This is a genomic window from Paractinoplanes tereljensis (genome assembly GCF_016862435.1).
Taxonomy (GTDB): domain Bacteria; phylum Actinomycetota; class Actinomycetes; order Mycobacteriales; family Micromonosporaceae; genus Actinoplanes; species Actinoplanes tereljensis.
Map to the genome: position 1 here is coordinate 66,369 of NZ_BOMY01000009.1, position 15,936 is coordinate 82,304.

General features: G+C 70.2%; 10 protein-coding genes. 3 read left to right on the forward strand and 7 right to left on the reverse strand.

Going from position 1 to position 15,936, the window contains the following annotated elements; all coding sequences use genetic code 11:
• Positions 1-39: 39 nt before the first annotated feature.
• Together Ate02nite_RS07040 and Ate02nite_RS07045 are read left to right on the forward strand one after the other, a co-directional pair.
• Positions 40-921, forward strand: coding sequence for an SDR family oxidoreductase (locus tag Ate02nite_RS07040; protein ID WP_203800796.1), 882 nt, complete (start codon positions 40-42; stop codon positions 919-921).
• A gap of 47 nt (positions 922-968) precedes the next feature.
• Positions 969-3,539 (forward strand): MFS transporter, encoded by a 2,571-nt coding sequence (locus Ate02nite_RS07045; protein WP_239147181.1) that lies wholly within the window; start codon positions 969-971, stop codon positions 3,537-3,539.
• Between the two features lie 61 nt (positions 3,540-3,600).
• Here Ate02nite_RS07045 and Ate02nite_RS07050 read toward each other — a convergent pair whose 3' ends face one another.
• The 6 genes from Ate02nite_RS07050 to Ate02nite_RS07075 form a co-directional block, all read right to left on the reverse strand.
• Positions 3,601-4,260, reverse strand: coding sequence for a peroxiredoxin (locus Ate02nite_RS07050; protein ID WP_203800805.1), 660 nt, complete (start codon positions 4,258-4,260; stop codon positions 3,601-3,603).
• Between the two features lie 38 nt (positions 4,261-4,298).
• Positions 4,299-6,287 (reverse strand): AfsR/SARP family transcriptional regulator, encoded by a 1,989-nt coding sequence (locus Ate02nite_RS07055; RefSeq protein WP_203800807.1) that lies wholly within the window; start codon positions 6,285-6,287, stop codon positions 4,299-4,301.
• Between the two features lie 43 nt (positions 6,288-6,330).
• On the reverse strand, positions 6,331-8,787 hold the full coding sequence (locus tag Ate02nite_RS07060) for a glycoside hydrolase family 2 protein (RefSeq protein WP_239147182.1): 2,457 nt from the start codon (positions 8,785-8,787) through the stop codon (positions 6,331-6,333).
• A gap of 22 nt (positions 8,788-8,809) precedes the next feature.
• Positions 8,810-9,664 carry a carbohydrate ABC transporter permease gene (locus Ate02nite_RS07065; RefSeq protein ID WP_203800808.1) on the reverse strand — a complete coding sequence of 285 codons (855 nt, stop codon included), beginning with the start codon at positions 9,662-9,664 and terminating at the stop codon, positions 8,810-8,812.
• Positions 9,661-10,641, reverse strand: a complete 981-nt coding sequence (locus Ate02nite_RS07070; RefSeq protein ID WP_239147183.1) for a carbohydrate ABC transporter permease — start codon at positions 10,639-10,641, stop codon at positions 9,661-9,663. Before Ate02nite_RS07070 ends, Ate02nite_RS07065 begins: the two co-directional genes overlap by 4 nt.
• A gap of 64 nt (positions 10,642-10,705) precedes the next feature.
• Complete coding sequence (locus tag Ate02nite_RS07075; RefSeq protein ID WP_203800812.1) at positions 10,706-11,980, reverse strand: ABC transporter substrate-binding protein; 1,275 nt, start codon at positions 11,978-11,980, stop codon at positions 10,706-10,708.
• Between the two features lie 301 nt (positions 11,981-12,281).
• Here Ate02nite_RS07075 and Ate02nite_RS07080 point away from each other — a divergent pair, with 301 nt between their 5' ends.
• Positions 12,282-13,292: a LacI family DNA-binding transcriptional regulator gene (locus Ate02nite_RS07080; protein WP_203800815.1), complete on the forward strand. Its 1,011-nt coding sequence runs from the start codon at positions 12,282-12,284 to the stop codon at positions 13,290-13,292.
• Here the strand turns inward: Ate02nite_RS07080 and Ate02nite_RS07085 are convergent.
• Entirely contained in the window at positions 13,289-15,859 is a 2,571-nt protein-coding gene (locus Ate02nite_RS07085) for a putative bifunctional diguanylate cyclase/phosphodiesterase (protein WP_203800818.1), read from the reverse strand. The genes Ate02nite_RS07080 and Ate02nite_RS07085 overlap by 4 nt on opposite strands.
• Positions 15,860-15,936 lie beyond the last annotated feature (77 nt).

Below are 15,936 nucleotides of genomic sequence, written 5' to 3' on the forward strand. Positions count from 1 at the left end.
CGTATTCGATGTCATCAAGTGACATCACTGGAGGTTGCAATGCGCATCTTCGTCACCGGCGCATCCGGCTGGATCGGCTCCGCCACCACCGCCGAGCTGCTCAAAGCCGGCCACCAGGTGGTCGGTCTGGCCCGCTCGGACGAGTCCGCCGCCAAACTCGAAGCCGCGGGCGCCGAGGTCCGCCGCGGCGACCTGGACGACCTCGACGGCCTGCGTTCCGCCGCCACCGAGGCGGACGGCGTGATCCACCTCGGCTACAAGCACGACTTCTCGCCGGCCGGCATCGCCGAGGGCGCCCGCGCCGACACGGCCGCGATCACCACGCTCGGTGATGCCCTGGTGGGCACCGGCAAGCCGTTCGTGATCGCCTCGGGCGTGGTCGGGCTGGCCCCCGGCCGGACCGCGACCGAGCAGGACCAGCCCAACCCGGCCGCCCACCCGCGCAGCGCCAACGCGGCGGCCACCCTGGCCTACGCCGACCGCGGCGTGCGCTCGGCGGTAGTCCGGTTCGCGCCCACCGTGCACGGCCGCGGCGACTACGGGTTCATGGCCTTCCTGGTCGACATCGCCCGGCGCAACGGCGTCAGCGGGTACCCCGGCGACGGGAGCAACCGCTGGCCGGCCGTGCACGTGTCGGACGCCGCCGCCCTGGTTCGGCTGGTCGTCGAGCAGGCCCCGGCCGGCACGTCCTGGCACGCGATCGCCGAGGAGGGCGTGACCTCCCGGGAGATCGCCGAAGCGATCGGCCGCGCGCTCGACCTGCCGGTGAAATCGGTGCCGGTCGAGCACTTCGAGTGGCTGGCCATGTTCTTCGCCATGGACGCCCCGGTGTCCAGCGAATACACCCAGCACACGCTCGGCTGGAAGCCCACCGGCCCGGGCCTGGTCGCCGACCTCGACGCCGGTGCCTACACCGGCTGAGATTCCCGGCCGGGCAACCTCCCGGCACGATGCATCGTTGCGGGGTAGTGAGCGTTGATGAATCACCGCAGCTCGGTCATCGCCAGATCCTCGAGGTGCTCGCCGGCCTGATGCTCGGCATGTTCCTCGCGGCCCTCGACCAGACCATCGTGGCGTCGGCGATCCGCACCATCGGCGACGACCTGCACGGGTTGTCGATGCAGGCGTGGGTCACCACGGCGTACCTCATCACCGCGACCATCTCCACCCCGCTGTACGGCAAGCTCTCCGACATCTACGGCCGGAAACGCTTCTTCCTGGCCGCCATCACGATCTTCGTGCTCGGCTCGGCGGCCTGCTCGTTCGCCACCTCGATGTACACGCTGGCCGGCTGCCGGGCCCTGCAGGGGCTCGGCGCCGGCGGCCTCTTCTCGCTGGCCCTGGCGATCATCGCGGACGTGGTCCCGGCCCGGGACCGACCCCGCTACCAGGGCTACTTCCTGGCCGTCTTCGGCATGTCCAGCGTGCTCGGCCCGGTCGTCGGTGGCTTCTTCGCCGGCGCCGACGAGATCCTCGGCATCGCCGGCTGGCGCTGGGTCTTCCTGGTCAACGTGCCGATCGGGATCGTCGCCCTGCTGGTGGTGGCCCGGGTGCTGCGGCTGCCGCACCAGCGCCGCAACCACCGCATCGACTGGTGGGGCGCGGTCACCATCTGCGTCTGCCTGGTGCCGCTGCTCACGGTGGCCGAACAGGGCCGCGCCTGGGGCTGGACCGATCTGCGGTCGCTCGCCTGCTTCGCCGTCGGCGGCGTCGGCCTGCTGGCTTTCCTGCTGGTCGAGTCGCAGATGAAGGAGGAGGCGCTGATCCCGCTGCGCTTCTTCACCAACCGCACCTTCGCGCTCACCTCGGCCGGCGGCTTCGTGATCGGCATGGGCATGTTCGGCGGCCTCGCGCTGCTACCGCTGTACCTGCAGATCGTCCGAGGCGCGAGCCCCACCGAGTCGGGCCTGCAACTGTTGCCGCTGACCGCCGGCATCATGCTCGGCTCGCTCGTCTCCGGCCAGCTGATCAGCCGCACCGGCCGCTACAAGCCGTACCCCGTGCTCGGTGCGCTGCTGATGGTCGGCGGCCTGCTGCTACTGGCGACTCTCGGGGTGGACACCCCGTACTGGCGTACCGGGATCTTCATGGGGGTCTTCGGTCTTGGTCTGGGTTTTGTCCTGCAGCCGATCACCCTGGCCGTGCAGAACGCGATGGCGAAGTCGGAAATCGGCGTGGCCACCGCGTCGGCGACGTTCTTCCGCCAGATGGGCGCAACCGCGGGCACCGCGATCTTCCTCTCCATCCTGTTCGGCACGGTCGGCGACCGGATCGCCGAAGCCTTCGCCACCGACACGGCCAGGCGTGCGGTAGCCGATCCGGCCCTGGCCGCGCTGCCGGCCAACAAGCCGTTGCTGGCGATGCTGCAGAACGGCGGCGCGGCGTCGCTGGACGACACGTCGTTCCTGGCCAGGGCGTCACCGGCGCTGGCCCGCCCGTTCCAGTCCGGCTTCTCCACCGCGATGGACCACATCTTCCTGCTGGCCGCCGCCATCCTGGTCGTAGCGTTCATCCTGTTCCTGCTCCTGCCCCAGGCGTCCCTACCCGCCAAGCCCACCCCGGCCGCTGACCCCGAACCGGCGCCATCACCCCCCGCCATGCCTCCCCCGCCTGCGTCTCCCACCATGCCTTCGGCTGCGGCGGACGCCGCGCCCTCGTCCGCCGCTATGCCGGTGGCCGCCGCGTCTGCGGCTGCCGGCTCGTCCTCATCGGAGCCGACCGCTATGCCGACTCACGCCGAACACCGCTCTGCCTCAGCCGTCGTCGTCGGCGGGCGGATCGACAGTGCCGACGGCAACGTCCTGGCCGGGGCCACCGCGACGGTCGCCGACTTCGAGGGCGGGCACGTGGCCCATGCCACGACGGACGCGGACGGGGAGTTCCGGCTGTCGCTGCCGCGCGGCGGCACGTTCATGCTGATCTGCGCGGCCGAGGACCATCAGCCGGCCGCCGTCCTGATCAACGCCGGCTCCGGCGAGATCCGCCGGGTGTTGTCGCTGGCCGTGGCAAGCCACGTAGACGGCCGCATCACCGACCGCCGCGACCGCCCGGTGGCCGGCGCCACGGTCACCCTGACCGACCTGTCCGGCGCCGTGGTGGCCACCGCGACCACCGACGCCGAGGGCCGCTACCGCATGTCCGGCCTGGACCAGACCGACTACATGCTCACCGCCACGGCCGAACACGCCCGCCCGGCCACCCGGATCATCTCCCCCGGCCGTTCCCGCCAGGCCGACCTGGTCCTGACGATCGGCGGCACGCTGACCGGCATCGTCCGGGCGGCGTCCTCCGGCCGCCCGATCCCCGAGGCCTCGGTGGTAGCGGTAAACGAACTGGGCGAGGTCGCCTGCTCCACCAAGACCGACGGCGAGGGCCGCTACGAGCTGCGCGACCTCCCACCGGGCGTCTACACGGTCGCCGCGAGCGGCCACGCCCCGGTGGCCACCCGAGTAGAGATGACCGGCGACCACACCGACCACGACATCCTGCTCGGCACCCCACGCACGTTCGCGGACGCGAACTCCGGTACCCGATCCTGATGCAGCGACGCCGCCGCACCGGCTGGGTGCGGCGGCGCCGGCTGCGGCTGACCCCGCCAGGTCAGCTCGCCGGCTGCGGGACGATGCGGATGTACGGCTTCGGCTCTTTCCAGCTGCCGAAGATGTCGCGGGCCTGATCGTTGTTGACCGAGCCGGCGATCACGACGTCGTCGCCCTGCTTCCAGTTCACCGGGGTGGCAACCTTGTGCTTGGCGGTCAGCTGCAGCGAGTCGATGACCCGCAGGATCTCGTCGAAGTTGCGGCCGGTGGTCATCGGGTAGAGCAGGATCAGCTTGATCTTCTTGTCCGGGCCGATCACGTACACGCCGCGGACCGCCTGGTTGTCGGCCGCCGTGCGGTCGTTCGGGTCGCCGCTCACGTCGGCGCCGAGCATGCCGTACGCCTTCGAGACGACGAAGTCGGCGTCGCCGATCATCGGGTAGTTCGGGGCGGTGCCCTGGGTCTCCTCGATGTCGGCGGCCCACTGGGCGTGCTTGTCGACCGGGTCGACGGACAGCGCCATGATCTTGACCCCGCGGCGGTCGAACTCCGGCTTGATGGCGGCCATGAAGCCGAGCTCGGTCGTGCAGATCGGGGTGAAGTCCTTCGGGTGCGAGAACAGCACTGCCCACGAGTCGCCGATCCAGTCGTGGAACGAGATCGCACCGTCTGTGGTGGCGGCCACGAAGTCGGGGGCGGTGTCACCGATGGTCAAGCTCATTGCTGTCTCCCAGGTTCGCGTTGCTGTTGGGAACGAACTTACGAAGGCAGCGTTCCCTGAGCGTTCCCTCGCGTCCGCTGCTCCCAGAACACGTGCCCGGCCTGGGCGAACGCGTCGGCGGCGGAGACGAACCGGGTGCGTGCGAGAGCCTGGTCGCCGGCCGCGACCGCCGCCCAGGCCGCCGCCGTGCCGGCCATCGCGCGCCACGCCGAGCTGGTCAGCGAACCGGCGAGCTGCGCGGCCGGCTCCACCAGCGCGGCGGCGGCCGTCGCGTCGCCGGCTGTCGCGAACGCCCACGCACCGACCGGATAGAGCAGCAGGCTGCAGGTCGGGCAGTCGCCGTAGCGGGCCGCGGCGGTCTGGGACGCCCGAACCGACCGGATCGCGGCCTCCGGGTCGTCGCGTTCCATCGCGGCGAGCGCGGCGGTCGCGTGCAGCCGGGCCCAGGCATGCCGGGCCATCGGGGTGACCGTCGCGATCGCGGTGGCCCGCTTGAGGAAGACCCGGGCCTCGTCGTGCTCACCGACGTAGGCGGCGAGTTCGGCGCGGCGCAGCCAGGGCAGCGCGACCGAGCGACTGCCGAGCGGTTCATAGAGTTCGCAGCTGCGTTCCAGGCAGGCGGCCGCCTCGTCCCAACGAGCCTCGAGCAGGAACGATTCGCCGAGCAGACACCAGGCAAAGGCCTGCGCGGGTACGGCGTCGGCCCGCTCGGCCACGGCGAGGGTCTCGCGGGCATAGTCGGCGACGTCGCCGGAGAAGTCGTCGCCGTACAGCTGATATTGGCTGAGGCAGTGGTTGAAGTCGCAGAACCGGGCCACCCGGACCCCGAGGGACACCCCGGCCAGCCCTTCGATCTGGGTATGCAGACCGGGCCGCCAGTCGCCCTGCATGTGCGCGACGAACGCGAGCATCTCCAGGGCGGCGGCCACCTCATCCGGCGCGCCGTGGTCGACCGCGGTCCGGTGGGCCTCCTCGGCGAGTTGCCGGGCGCCGGCGAGGTCCCCGCGTTCGAGCGCGAGTCGCGATCGCAGGCAGGTCAGCCGGCCCTGCTCGGCCGGGTCGGGTGCGAGCGCGCCGGCCGCGTCGAGGTGCGGTTCGGCCTCGCCGGGACGGTGCAGCATCAACAGCGCGTCGGCGATCTGCCGGTGGATGCGGCCGGTCGCCGGTGAGCCGGCGGCGACGGCCAGCGCCTGGGTGTAGGCCTTCACGCCGGCGGCCGGATCGCCCGACTGCACCCGGAGGTCGCCGACGCGCTCCCACAGGTCGGTGGTCAGCGCCGGCTCGGCGGACCGCTCGGCGCGGATCTCCTCGTACAGCCGCTGGATCTCGGCCGACGGTTCGACCCCGAGCTCGCCGGCGAGCAGCTCGCGGAGCCGGGAGTACTGCCGCTGGGCCTCGTCGCGGCGGCCGGCCAGCGCGTGCAACCGCATCAGCCAGGCGTGCCGCTCCTCGACCAGCGGGTCGGCGGTGACCAGCCGCTGCACCGCCCGCGCCGCGCCGTTCAGGTCGCCGCCGGCCTCGAGCAGCCCGGCCCACTCCTCGACCAGCGCGAGCCAGTCGGCCCGCAGCTCGTCGCGGGACGCGCTCGCCCAATCCTCGTAGAGGTCCTCGGGGAGCAGCCCGTCCCGATACATTTCCGCGGCCGCCGCATAAACATCGATATCGCGGCTCCGGCGGGCCGCGGCGGCGAACGACCAATAGTCAGAAACGTCGATGGAAATGTCGTCGGGCGGCAGGCAGAGCAGATCTCCGGCCGAGACGACATGGTCGGCACCGACATTTCGGCGAACCGCGTGCAGGGCCTTGCGCAGATTGGCCGCGGCGGCGGCCGGTTCGAGTTCGGGCCAGAGCCGGTCGGTCACCTGTTCCCGGCGCAGACGCTGCCCGGGCGCCAGTGCCAGCAGCTTGACCAGCGCGGCCGGCTTCCGCTGGGACCACACCTCGGGGGCCAGCGACTGCCCGTCGACCGTGACTCGAAATCCACCGAAGAGGTCAATACGCAGACCCGACTGCGACACCGTTCGCACGATGGAATGGTGCCACAGCCGGGACCTGGATTACCTATGCGGTTTATCCCCGAGAGATGTCGTTGACACAGCGAAGAACCGGCCGTGCGACCAATGCCGCACTGTCCAGCTCCTTCTCCGAATTGACGGTAAATGTCACCGCATCGCCGGGCAGGAGGGTGACGCCCGCCCGGTCCGTCTCGGCCGACGGGTCGAGGCGGTCGGGGTAGAGGGTGAGCGACCGCAGGATCGTCCCGGCGGTCACCGTGACCGTGGTCGATTGCCCCTCGGACGCCACCGACGTGGTGAAGGCCGGGGCCGGCCAGGCGATGTCCTTGTCCTCGGCGAAGAACCAGAAGGTGCGGTGGTCGTCCGACTCGGCGACGATCACTTCCGTCGCCGGGTCGCCGGCGGTGGTCAGGTCGGCGGGCAGCGGGATGGTGACCGCGTTGCCGGGGGCGACGGTGGCGTTCAGGAACGCCGCGGCCAGGACGTCGCCGGACAGGTTGCGGCGGGTCACGGTGGTGCTGATCGACCACGGTAGACCGCCGTCGTTGACCGCCACCAGTGCCGGGGCGCCCGCCGGGGTGAAGACCTCGCCCGGCGTGACCGGGTCGGGGCCGCCGGGAATCGGAGCCTCGGCCGTCCGGGGCTGCAGGGTCAGCAGGTGGTCGGCGTAGGCGTCGCGCATGGCGTACCACAGGGGCTTCTTGCGGGCGTCGCCGTCGATTGCGGCCCACGAGGTCACCGGCCAGCAGTCGTTGAGCTGCCACATGATGCTGCCCATGCACAGTGGACGCAGGGAGCGGAAGTGCTCGATGCCGAAGGCCACCGCTCGGGCCTGGTTCAGCTGGGTCAGATAGTGCCAGTCGTCGAAGTCGCGCGGGGCGGGCAGGTGGTTGGCCAGGCCGCGCTCCAGTTTCTGGTCGCCGCCGGTGGCCTTCTGGTGGTGGGCCATGCCGGGTGAGTCGGGGGCCAGCGGGTCGTCGGAGAGGGCGCGGCGCAGGGTGGAGAACGCAGGGGGTGCCTGGAAGCCGAACTCGGCGACGAAACGCGGGCGGTAGGCGGCGTACTTCGTGTAGTCGTCGGTGTTCCACACGTCCCAGATGTGGGTGGTGCCGAAGGCCGGGTCGTTCGGGTGGCGGTTCCGAACCTTGGAGTACGGGCTGCCGGGCCAATAGAACCGGGACGGGTCGAGCTCGGCCACGATGCGGGGCAGCAGCTCGAAGTAGTAGCCGGCCCCCCAGGTGCGGCCGGCCAGCGGGGCTTTCCAGTCCCAGTCCTCGTGGCCCCAGATGTTCTCGTTGTTGCCGGTCCAGAGCACCAGGCTCGGGTGCGCGCTGAGCCGGATCACGTTCTCCCGGGCCTCGGCCTCCACCTCGGAGCGCAGCGGCTCCTCCTCGGGGTACGCGGCGCAGGCGAACAGGAAGTCCTGGCCGACCAGGAAGCCCATCTCGTCGGCCAGCTCGTAGAAGTCCTCGGACTCGTACCGGCCGCCGCCCCAGACCCGGAGGAAGTTGACGTTGGCGTCGGCCGCCTGCTGGAAGCGCGACGAGAGCCGGGCGCGGGTGATCCGGTCGGCGAAGACGTCGTCGGGGATCCAGTTCACCCCGCGCACGAAGATCGGGACATCGTTGACGTGCAGGGTGAACGCGTCGCCGGCGGTGTCGACGCGCACCGACCGGAAACCGATCCGGCGCGACCAGGAGTCGAGGGCCTCGCCGCCGGCAGCGGTCAGGGTCAAGGAAAGGTCGTACAGCGACTGCGCGCCGAAGCCGCGCGGCCACCACAGCGACGGCTCGTCGACGGTGAGGATCAGCAGGGCCTCGATGCCGTCGACGGTGGCCTGGGCCCGGCGGCCGGCGACCGAGGCGGTGATGGTCACCGGTTCCTCGGCCGCCCGCTCGAGTCGCACCCGCACCTCGACCCGGCCGGTGCCGTCCGGCGCCACCGTGACCTGGGGGCGCACCTCGGCGAGCCGGGCCACCGACCAGGCGTGCAGGCCGATCGGCTGCCAGATGCCGGAGGTGACCAGGGTGGGACCCCAGTCCCAGCCGAAGTTGCAGGCCTGCTTGCGGATGAAGTTGAACGGCTCCGGGTAGGCGTTCGGCCGGTCCCCCAACTTCGCGCGCACTTCTTCGGCGTACGCGTAGGGGCTGTTGAATTTGATCTTCAGGGAGTTGGTGCCCGCCTGCACGAAGGGCCGGACATCGAAGCGGTATCCCCGGTGCATGTTGGCGGTCTGCCCGACCGGGGAGCCGTTCAGTTCGATCTCGGCGACCGTGTCGAGGCCCGCGCAGACCAGGTCGAGGCGGGGCGCGCCGAGGTCGGCGGTGAAGGTCGTCGAGTACGACCAGTCGGTGCGTCCGATCCAGGCCAGCTTCGTCTCGTTCTCGTCGAGGTAGGGATCTTCGATCCGGCCGGCGGCGAGCAGTGCGGTGTGCACACATCCGGGCACGGTCGCCGGCAGTTCGGTCACCTCGCCGCCGGAGATCGTCCAGCCTTCGTGCAGGGGTTTCACTATGCTCCCTATAACTGAAAAATCAGGACTTAACGGCGCCTTCCATGATCCCTCGAACGATCTGCCTGCCGCCGATGAGCAGCAGAACGATCAAGGGAACGGTAGCCACAAAGGCGCCGGCCAGCACCCGGCGGTAAATCACATAGTTGCCGCTGGCCAGGTCGCTGAGCGCGACCATCGAGGTGGGGAACTCGGTGCCGTTCAGCGTGATCAGCGGCCACTGGAAGTCGTTCCAGGCCATCACGAAGGTCAGCAGGCCGAGCACCGCGAGGGCCGGCCGGATCGCCGGCAGCACGATGCTCCAGTAGACCCGCATGGTCATCGCGCCGTCGATCCGCGCCGACTCGACCAGCTCGTCCGGCACCGCGTGCCCGATGAACTGCCGCATGTAGAAGACGCCGAACGCGCTGACCAGCCCGGGGGCGATGACCGCGAGCAGGGTGCCGTTCCAGCCGAGCTTGCCCATCAGGATGTAGAGGGCGACCACGCCGAGCTGGTTGGGCACGGTCAGGGTCAGGATCACCACGAACATCAGCGCGTTGCGGGCCGGGAAACGCAGCTTCGCGAAGGCGAACCCGGCCAGCGAGCAGAAGAACAGCGTCGACAGGGTGATCACCGAGGACACGATGAAGCTGTTGATCAGCGAGGCGGTGAAGTAGACCTCGTTCATCGTGAAGACTTCGCGCAGGTTGTTCATCAGCTCGCCGCCGGGGAGCACCGAGGGCGGGATCTGCGAGACGGCCGCGTCGGTGCTCGTCGCGATGACGAACATCCAATAGACCGGGAAGGCCGAGAAGATCAAGACCAGGGCCAGGCCGAGGTACGTCTTCCAACTGCCGCGAGTTTCCTGCGGCGCCCGGGTCACGAACGTGGTCACCGGTCCCCTCCGATGCGCTTGGTGAGCGTGGCGTTGATGCCGGCGACGATCAGGATGATGAGGAAGAGCGCCCAGCTGATCGCGGCCGCGTACCCGAGGTTGAGGTCCTTCCAGCCGACCTTGTAGATCAGCTGGGCGATGGTCTGGAACTGGTGCGCGGAGCCGCCGCCGGCCGACTGCGGGTTCTCGTCGAACATCATCGGCTCGTTGAACAGCTGCAGCCCGCCGATGGTCGACAGGATCACGGTGAACACCACGACCGGCTGGATCATCGGGACGGTGATCCGCCACAACTGGCGCCAGGGCCCGGCGCCGTCGACCGCGGCCGCCTCGTAGATGTCCTTGGGGATGGCCTGCATGGCGGACAGGTAGAGCAGCGCGTTGTAGCCGATCCACTTCCAGTTGACCATGGTGGCGATGGCGATCCAGCTGCTCCACTTCGAGGCCCGCCAGTCGAGTGGCTGTTCCTGTCCGTAGCCGACCAGCGAGAGCAGCCAGTTGGCCATGCCGTTGTCCCGGGCGAAGAACACCGCGAAGACCAGCGTCGACGCGACCACCGGGGTCAGGTAGGGCAGCAGGATGCCGATCCGCCAGAACGTCTGCCCGCGCAGCTTGCGGTTCAGCAGGTTCGCGATGATCAGCGCCGCGAGCAACTGCGGCACGGTCGACAGGATGAAGATGCCGAGCGTGTTGTAGAGCGCGTTCCAGAAGTCGGAGTCGGAGAGCAGCCGGCTGAAGTTGTCGAAGCCCGCCCAACCGTCCTTCTCCGGCTCGGTCAGCCGCCAGTTCCGCAGCGAGACGACGCCGTTGTAGACGATCGGGAACAGCCCGAAGATCGCGAAGATGACGAAGAACGGGGCGATGAAGACGTACGGCGTTGCCTTGGTGTCGAACCGGTAGAGCCACAGCTTGGCCCGGCTCGGTTTGGGCGGCGGCGCCGCATGCTGCGGCGTCGGCCGGAGCTGGGTGAGGGACACGGCCACTCCTAAGGGGTAAGGGCGGGGCGGCATACGCCGCCCCGCCGCTCGCTTGCTTCCTTGATCAGGAGGTGGATGCCTTCTCGGCCTGCTTGACCGCCTCGGCCCAGGCCGCAGCCGACTTCAGCTTGCCCTGCTGAACCTGCGTGATCACGTTCTCCACGGCGACCCGGGTCGGGCCGTTCTTCTTGCCCAGGTACTGCGGCTTCAACTGCTCCGCGGTGGCCGCGAAGATCTGGCCGGTGGGCGCGTTGCTCATGAATTCCTTCTTGTAGTCCAGCACCGCCGGGTCCTTGTAGAGGGCCGGCTGCGAGGGCAGGTTGCCGACCGTCTTGAAGACCTCGATCTGCTGCTCCGGCGCAACCAGCCACTTCACGAAGTCGGCCGCGGCGTCGACGTTCTTGCCCTGCGACGGGATGGTCCACCACGAGCCGCCCCAGTTACCGCCGCCGCCGGGGATCGCGGCGATGTCCCACTTGCCCTTCTGCTCGGGCGCGGTGTCCTGGATGTGGCCGAGCATCCACGCCGGGCAGGCGAGGACGGCGAACTGGTCCTTCTTGAAGCCCTGGTCCCAGTTGGGCTGGAAGCTGGCGAGGTTGGCCGAGATGCCGGCGTCGATCGCCTTCATGCTGACGTCGAACGCGACCTTCGGGCCGCCGTCCATCTGCAGCTTCTCGCTCTCGTCGTAGAAGCCGACCGCCTGCTGGGAGAGCACCGGGTTGAACATGTTGGTGCCGGAGTCGATGAACTTCTTGCCGGTCTTCGCGGTGTACTGCTTGCCGACGTTGATGAACGAGTCCCAGTCGGTCCAGAGCTTGCTGACCGCCTCGCGGTCGGTGGGCAGGCCGGCCTTGGCGAACAGGTCGGAGCGGTAGCACATGGCCAGGCCGCCGACGTCGGTGCCGAGGCCGATCTGCTTGCCGTCGGCGGACAGCGACTGCTTCCACTTCCAGGGCAGGTACTTCGACTCGTAGTCCGCGCCGCCCTTGTCCATGAAGTTCACGAACTTGTCGGCCTGGCTGCGGAACTGGACGATGAAGCCCTCGTCGATCGCCGAGATGTCCGGGGCACCGGAGCCGGCCACCAGCTTCTTCTGCAGGTCCTCGTGCTGGGCGTTGTACTCGCCCGAGTTCAGCACGATCTTGACGTTGGGATGAGCCGCCTCGTACTGGGTCTTGAGCTTGTCCAGGCCCATGTCGCCCCAGAACGCGATCTTGAGGGTCACCGCCCCCTCGCCGGCCTTGTCGTTGTTGCCCTCGAGGCTCTGCCCGCTGCATCCGGAAAGGAGCAGCGCTGCCGCGGCGACTGCCGCCAGCCCACTCTTGCCAAGGTGTTTCATTGCGCCTCCACAGAGGAGAGAATTTACTGAACCGGGTAAGTTGTGGAGACGCTAAGCCCCACCTCGATGAGTGTCAATAGCGTGTTACAGCGTTGATTTGCCATCGTTGTCAGTGAGAGTTAAGTTGGGCAAATAGGACTTTTATGGCGATCGGCGTTTACAAGTGGGCTTGTGTCCCGTAACACTTAACCGATCAAGCCGCTACCCCGCCGCTTGATCATCTGGCCGCGCGACCGCGTGAGAGCGCTCTACCGATTTCAGTTGCCGGTAAGCTTCAGCCGGAAAGTCAGAGGGAGACCGAGTGAAGCGGCCCACGATCGCCGACATCGCGCGGCGGGCGGGCGTGTCCAAGGGCGCCGTGTCGTACGCGCTGAACGGACAGCCCGGAGTCTCCGAAGCGACCCGGCAGCGCATCGTTGCCATCGCCCAGGAAATCGGATTCAACCCGAACAGTGCTGCCCGCGCACTGTCCGGCGCCAGTGCGCGCGCCGTCGGCCTGACCCTGTGCCGGCCGGCCCGCATCCTCGGCATCGAGCCCTGGTTCATGGGCCTGATCAGCGGTTTCGAGGCCGAGCTCTCCGCCCGGTCGTACGCCTTGACCCTGCAGGTCGTGGCCACCCCCGAGCTGGAGGTGGAGGTCTATCGCCGGTGGTGGGGCGAGCGCCGGATCGACGGCGTGATCGTCACCGACCTCCGGGAAAATGACATCCGCATCCCGGTCCTGCAACAGCTGCAGCTGCCCGCCGTGGTGATCGGCGGCCCCGGCGAGACCGGCGAGATCGCCCAGATCTGGTCGGACGACGCCGGCGCGATCACCGAGGCGGTGCGCTACCTGGTCGCGCTCGGCCATCGCCGGATCGCCCGGGTCAGCGGCCTGCCCGGTCTGCTGCACACCCAGGCCCGCACCCGGGCGTTCAACGACATCTGCACCTCGCTCGGGCTCGAGGCGACGACCGTGCCGTCCGACTACACCGGCGAGGAGGGCAGCCGGGCCACCCGCCGGCTGCTGATCGACACCGAGCGGCCGACCGCGATCATCTACGACAACGACGTGATGGCCGTGGCCGGGCTGGCGGTGGCGCAGGAGATGGGGCTGACCGTGCCGGGCGATCTGTCCATCGTGGCCTGGGACGACTCTCCACTGTGCAGTCTCGTGCACCCGCCGCTGACCGCGCTGTCCCGGGACATCGCCGAGTACGGCGCGCACGCGGCCCGCGAACTGCTCGCCACCATCGACGGCAAACAGGTGACCAACGTGGAGGCCGGCCCGGCCCAGTTGACCCCGCGAGGGAGCACCGCGCCACCGCGCTAGCTTCGGTGGCTTTCCAGGTACGCCTCCATCCGCTCGGCCGGGGCCGGCCGGCCCAGCTGGAAGCCCTGGCCGTACCGGCAACCGGCCGCGGCGGCCCGGTCGACCTGCTCGACCGACTCCAGGCCCTTCGCGACGGTCTCCATGCCGAGACGGCGACCCAGGCTCACCACCACGTCGATGACTCCCGGCGGGGCGACCAGTTTCAGCATGTCGACCGGCAGCCGGCGCAGGTGCGACAGCGACGCCTGGCCGGTGCCGAAGTCGTCGAGCGCGGCCCGGACGCCGAGCGTCCGCAGCCCGGTCAGCGCGGCCACGATCGACGGCAGGTCCTCGGCGATCCAGTCCTCGGCCACCTCGATCACCAGCCGCTCGGGGGCCAGTCCCCGGCGCCGCAGCGTCGACACCACCCGCTCCGGGAAACGGGCCGTGAGCAGCTCCCGGGGCGCCACGTTGACCGACAGCCAGAAGCTCGTCGACCAGGTCGACACGTGCTTGCAGGCGGCGTCCAGCACCCACTCGTCCAGCTGGGCGGCGATCCCCACCGACCGCGCGATCGGCAGCAACTCGGCCGGCAGGATCGTGCCCAGCTCCGGGTGCCGCCAGCGCAGCAGGGCCTCGACCCCGACCGGCCGGCCCGCCCGCAGGTCGATGATCGGCTGGAAGACCACGTCGAGTTCGCCCCGCGCGCCCGCCCCGATCACCTGCCGCTCCAGGTCCATCCAGCGGTTGAGCTGCCGTTCGACGTCCGGGTCGTACCACTCGACCCGGTCCTGGCCGATCTGCCGGGCCCGTTTGCGGGCCAGGTCGGCCTGGCGCAGCACCTCGTCGCAGTCGCCGCCGCCGGTCAGCTCGGCCAGGCCGATGCTGGTGTGCACGTCGACGGTCGAACCGGGCAGTTGGTACGGCTCGGCCAGCACCGTCGCGATCCGGCAGGCCAACGCGTACGCCAGCACCGCCCCGTCGGCACTGAGCACCGCGAAGCCGGCCCCGCCCAGCCGGGCGGCCACGTCGCCCTCGTGCAGCAGTGCCCGGATCCGGCGGCTCACCTCGATCAGCACCGCGTCGCCGACCTCCCGCCCGCGGCCCTCGTTGATCTCGGCCAGGCCGTGCAGGTAGATCACCAGCAGGGTGCCGGACTGGCCGGCCCGACGCCGGCCGGTGAGCAGGTCACGCATCAGCGCCCGCCGGTTGGCCAGGCCGGTGAGCTGGTCGGAGTAGGACAGCTTGTGCAGCGTGCGCTCGAGGTGCCGGCGCTCGCCGACGTCGCGCACGTGCACCACCAGCGCCGCCACCTCGGGCACCGAGCGCTGGTCGGAGATGCTCGACTCGGTGTCCCGCCACAGCCGGGCACCGTCCCGCAGCCGGGCGCTGACCAGGGCCGGGGACCCGGGGTCGTGCTCACCGGCCAGCACCGCGTCGATCGTCGCCTGGGCGCCGGCCACGTCGTCCGGGTGGATCAGCTCGCCAAAGGCACGGCCCACCACCTCGTCGTCGGTGAGGCCGAACAGCCGGGACGCGGCCGGCGACTGCCAGCGGACCCGCAGCTGCTCGTCGAGCACCAGGGTCAGGTCGGTGGCGCCGGCCACCAGCGAGCGGAAGTGCGCCTCGGCGACCCGCAACTGACCGGCGTACCGCCGGATGTCCCGGACCACCAGCAACTCGCGCATGGACAGCACGGCCACCATGCCGATGCCGAGGATGACCCCGGTGGTGTCGAAGGCCCGCACCGTGATCAGGTGCCAGACCGCGGCCACCACGCCCACCCCGGCCGGGACCGCGAGCAGCGGATAGCTGGCCAGGTACTGGTCGGGGTGGCGGGGCTCCAGCGGGGGCGGGGCCAGGCCACGACGAGTGCCCGCGTCGGCCACGACGGCCAGCCCGGCCACGATCGGCAGACCGGTCAGCGGCAGCGCGGCCGCGCCCAGCCCCAGCGTGGTCAGCCCCAGCGTGGTCAGGGCGACGACGGTGCCGAGGGCCAGCAGGACCACGATCACGCCGACCCCGCAGCGCACCGACGGCAGCCGGTGCGGGCGGCCGCGCAGCACCGCCACCACGGTGATCGAGATGCCGATCGCGCCGAGCAGGATCACCGGCAGGATCGGCAGGTGCGGGTGCCGGACCACCGGAACCAGGTAGCCGGCGAAGGACAGGCTCACCCCCAGACCCGCGCCGTCGAAGGCTCGGCGGCTGCGTACCTGCCAGTTGTCGGCCCAGCCGGGCAGGAACAGCACACCCGTCGAACAGAGGGCGACCACCACGGCGTACGCCGAAGTGGCCCAGACTCCCGCCGACGGCGGGCCCCAGAGCGGAACCATCGCGGTGAGGCCGGTGGCCAGCGCGCCGAGGCCGACGAACCCGGCGCCGCGGCAGGCGGCGGCGGTGGCGGTCCGGTGATGGGTCTCGAGAGCGGAGTGGATCAGGTGGAGGCCGGCCCACAGGCCGGTGCCGCCGACGCCGATGGCCAGGGCCACCGCGGGCGGCGTCCAGCCGAGAGCACCGGCCATCAGCACGGTCACGGCGACCAGAGGTACGCCGAGCCGGGCGTGCACGGGGGGTTGCACAGCCATGTCTCGGTTCAACGACCGTCCCCCGAAAAGGTTACGACCGGCGTCGGTTCGGCAGTGGACATTCGGTCACCGGTCCC

Bases quoted from the DNA above. Each gene is read 5' to 3' on its own strand.
- Ate02nite_RS07040 (WP_203800796.1), top strand. From the start codon at position 40: ATGCGCATCTTCGTCACCGGCGCATCCGGCTGGATCGGCTCCGCCACC.
- Ate02nite_RS07050 (WP_203800805.1), bottom strand. From the start codon at position 4,260: ATGAGCTTGACCATCGGTGACACCGCCCCCGACTTCGTGGCCGCCACC.
- Ate02nite_RS07075 (WP_203800812.1), bottom strand. From the start codon at position 11,980: ATGAAACACCTTGGCAAGAGTGGGCTGGCGGCAGTCGCCGCGGCAGCG.
- Ate02nite_RS07085 (WP_203800818.1), bottom strand. From the start codon at position 15,859: ATGGCTGTGCAACCCCCCGTGCACGCCCGGCTCGGCGTACCTCTGGTC.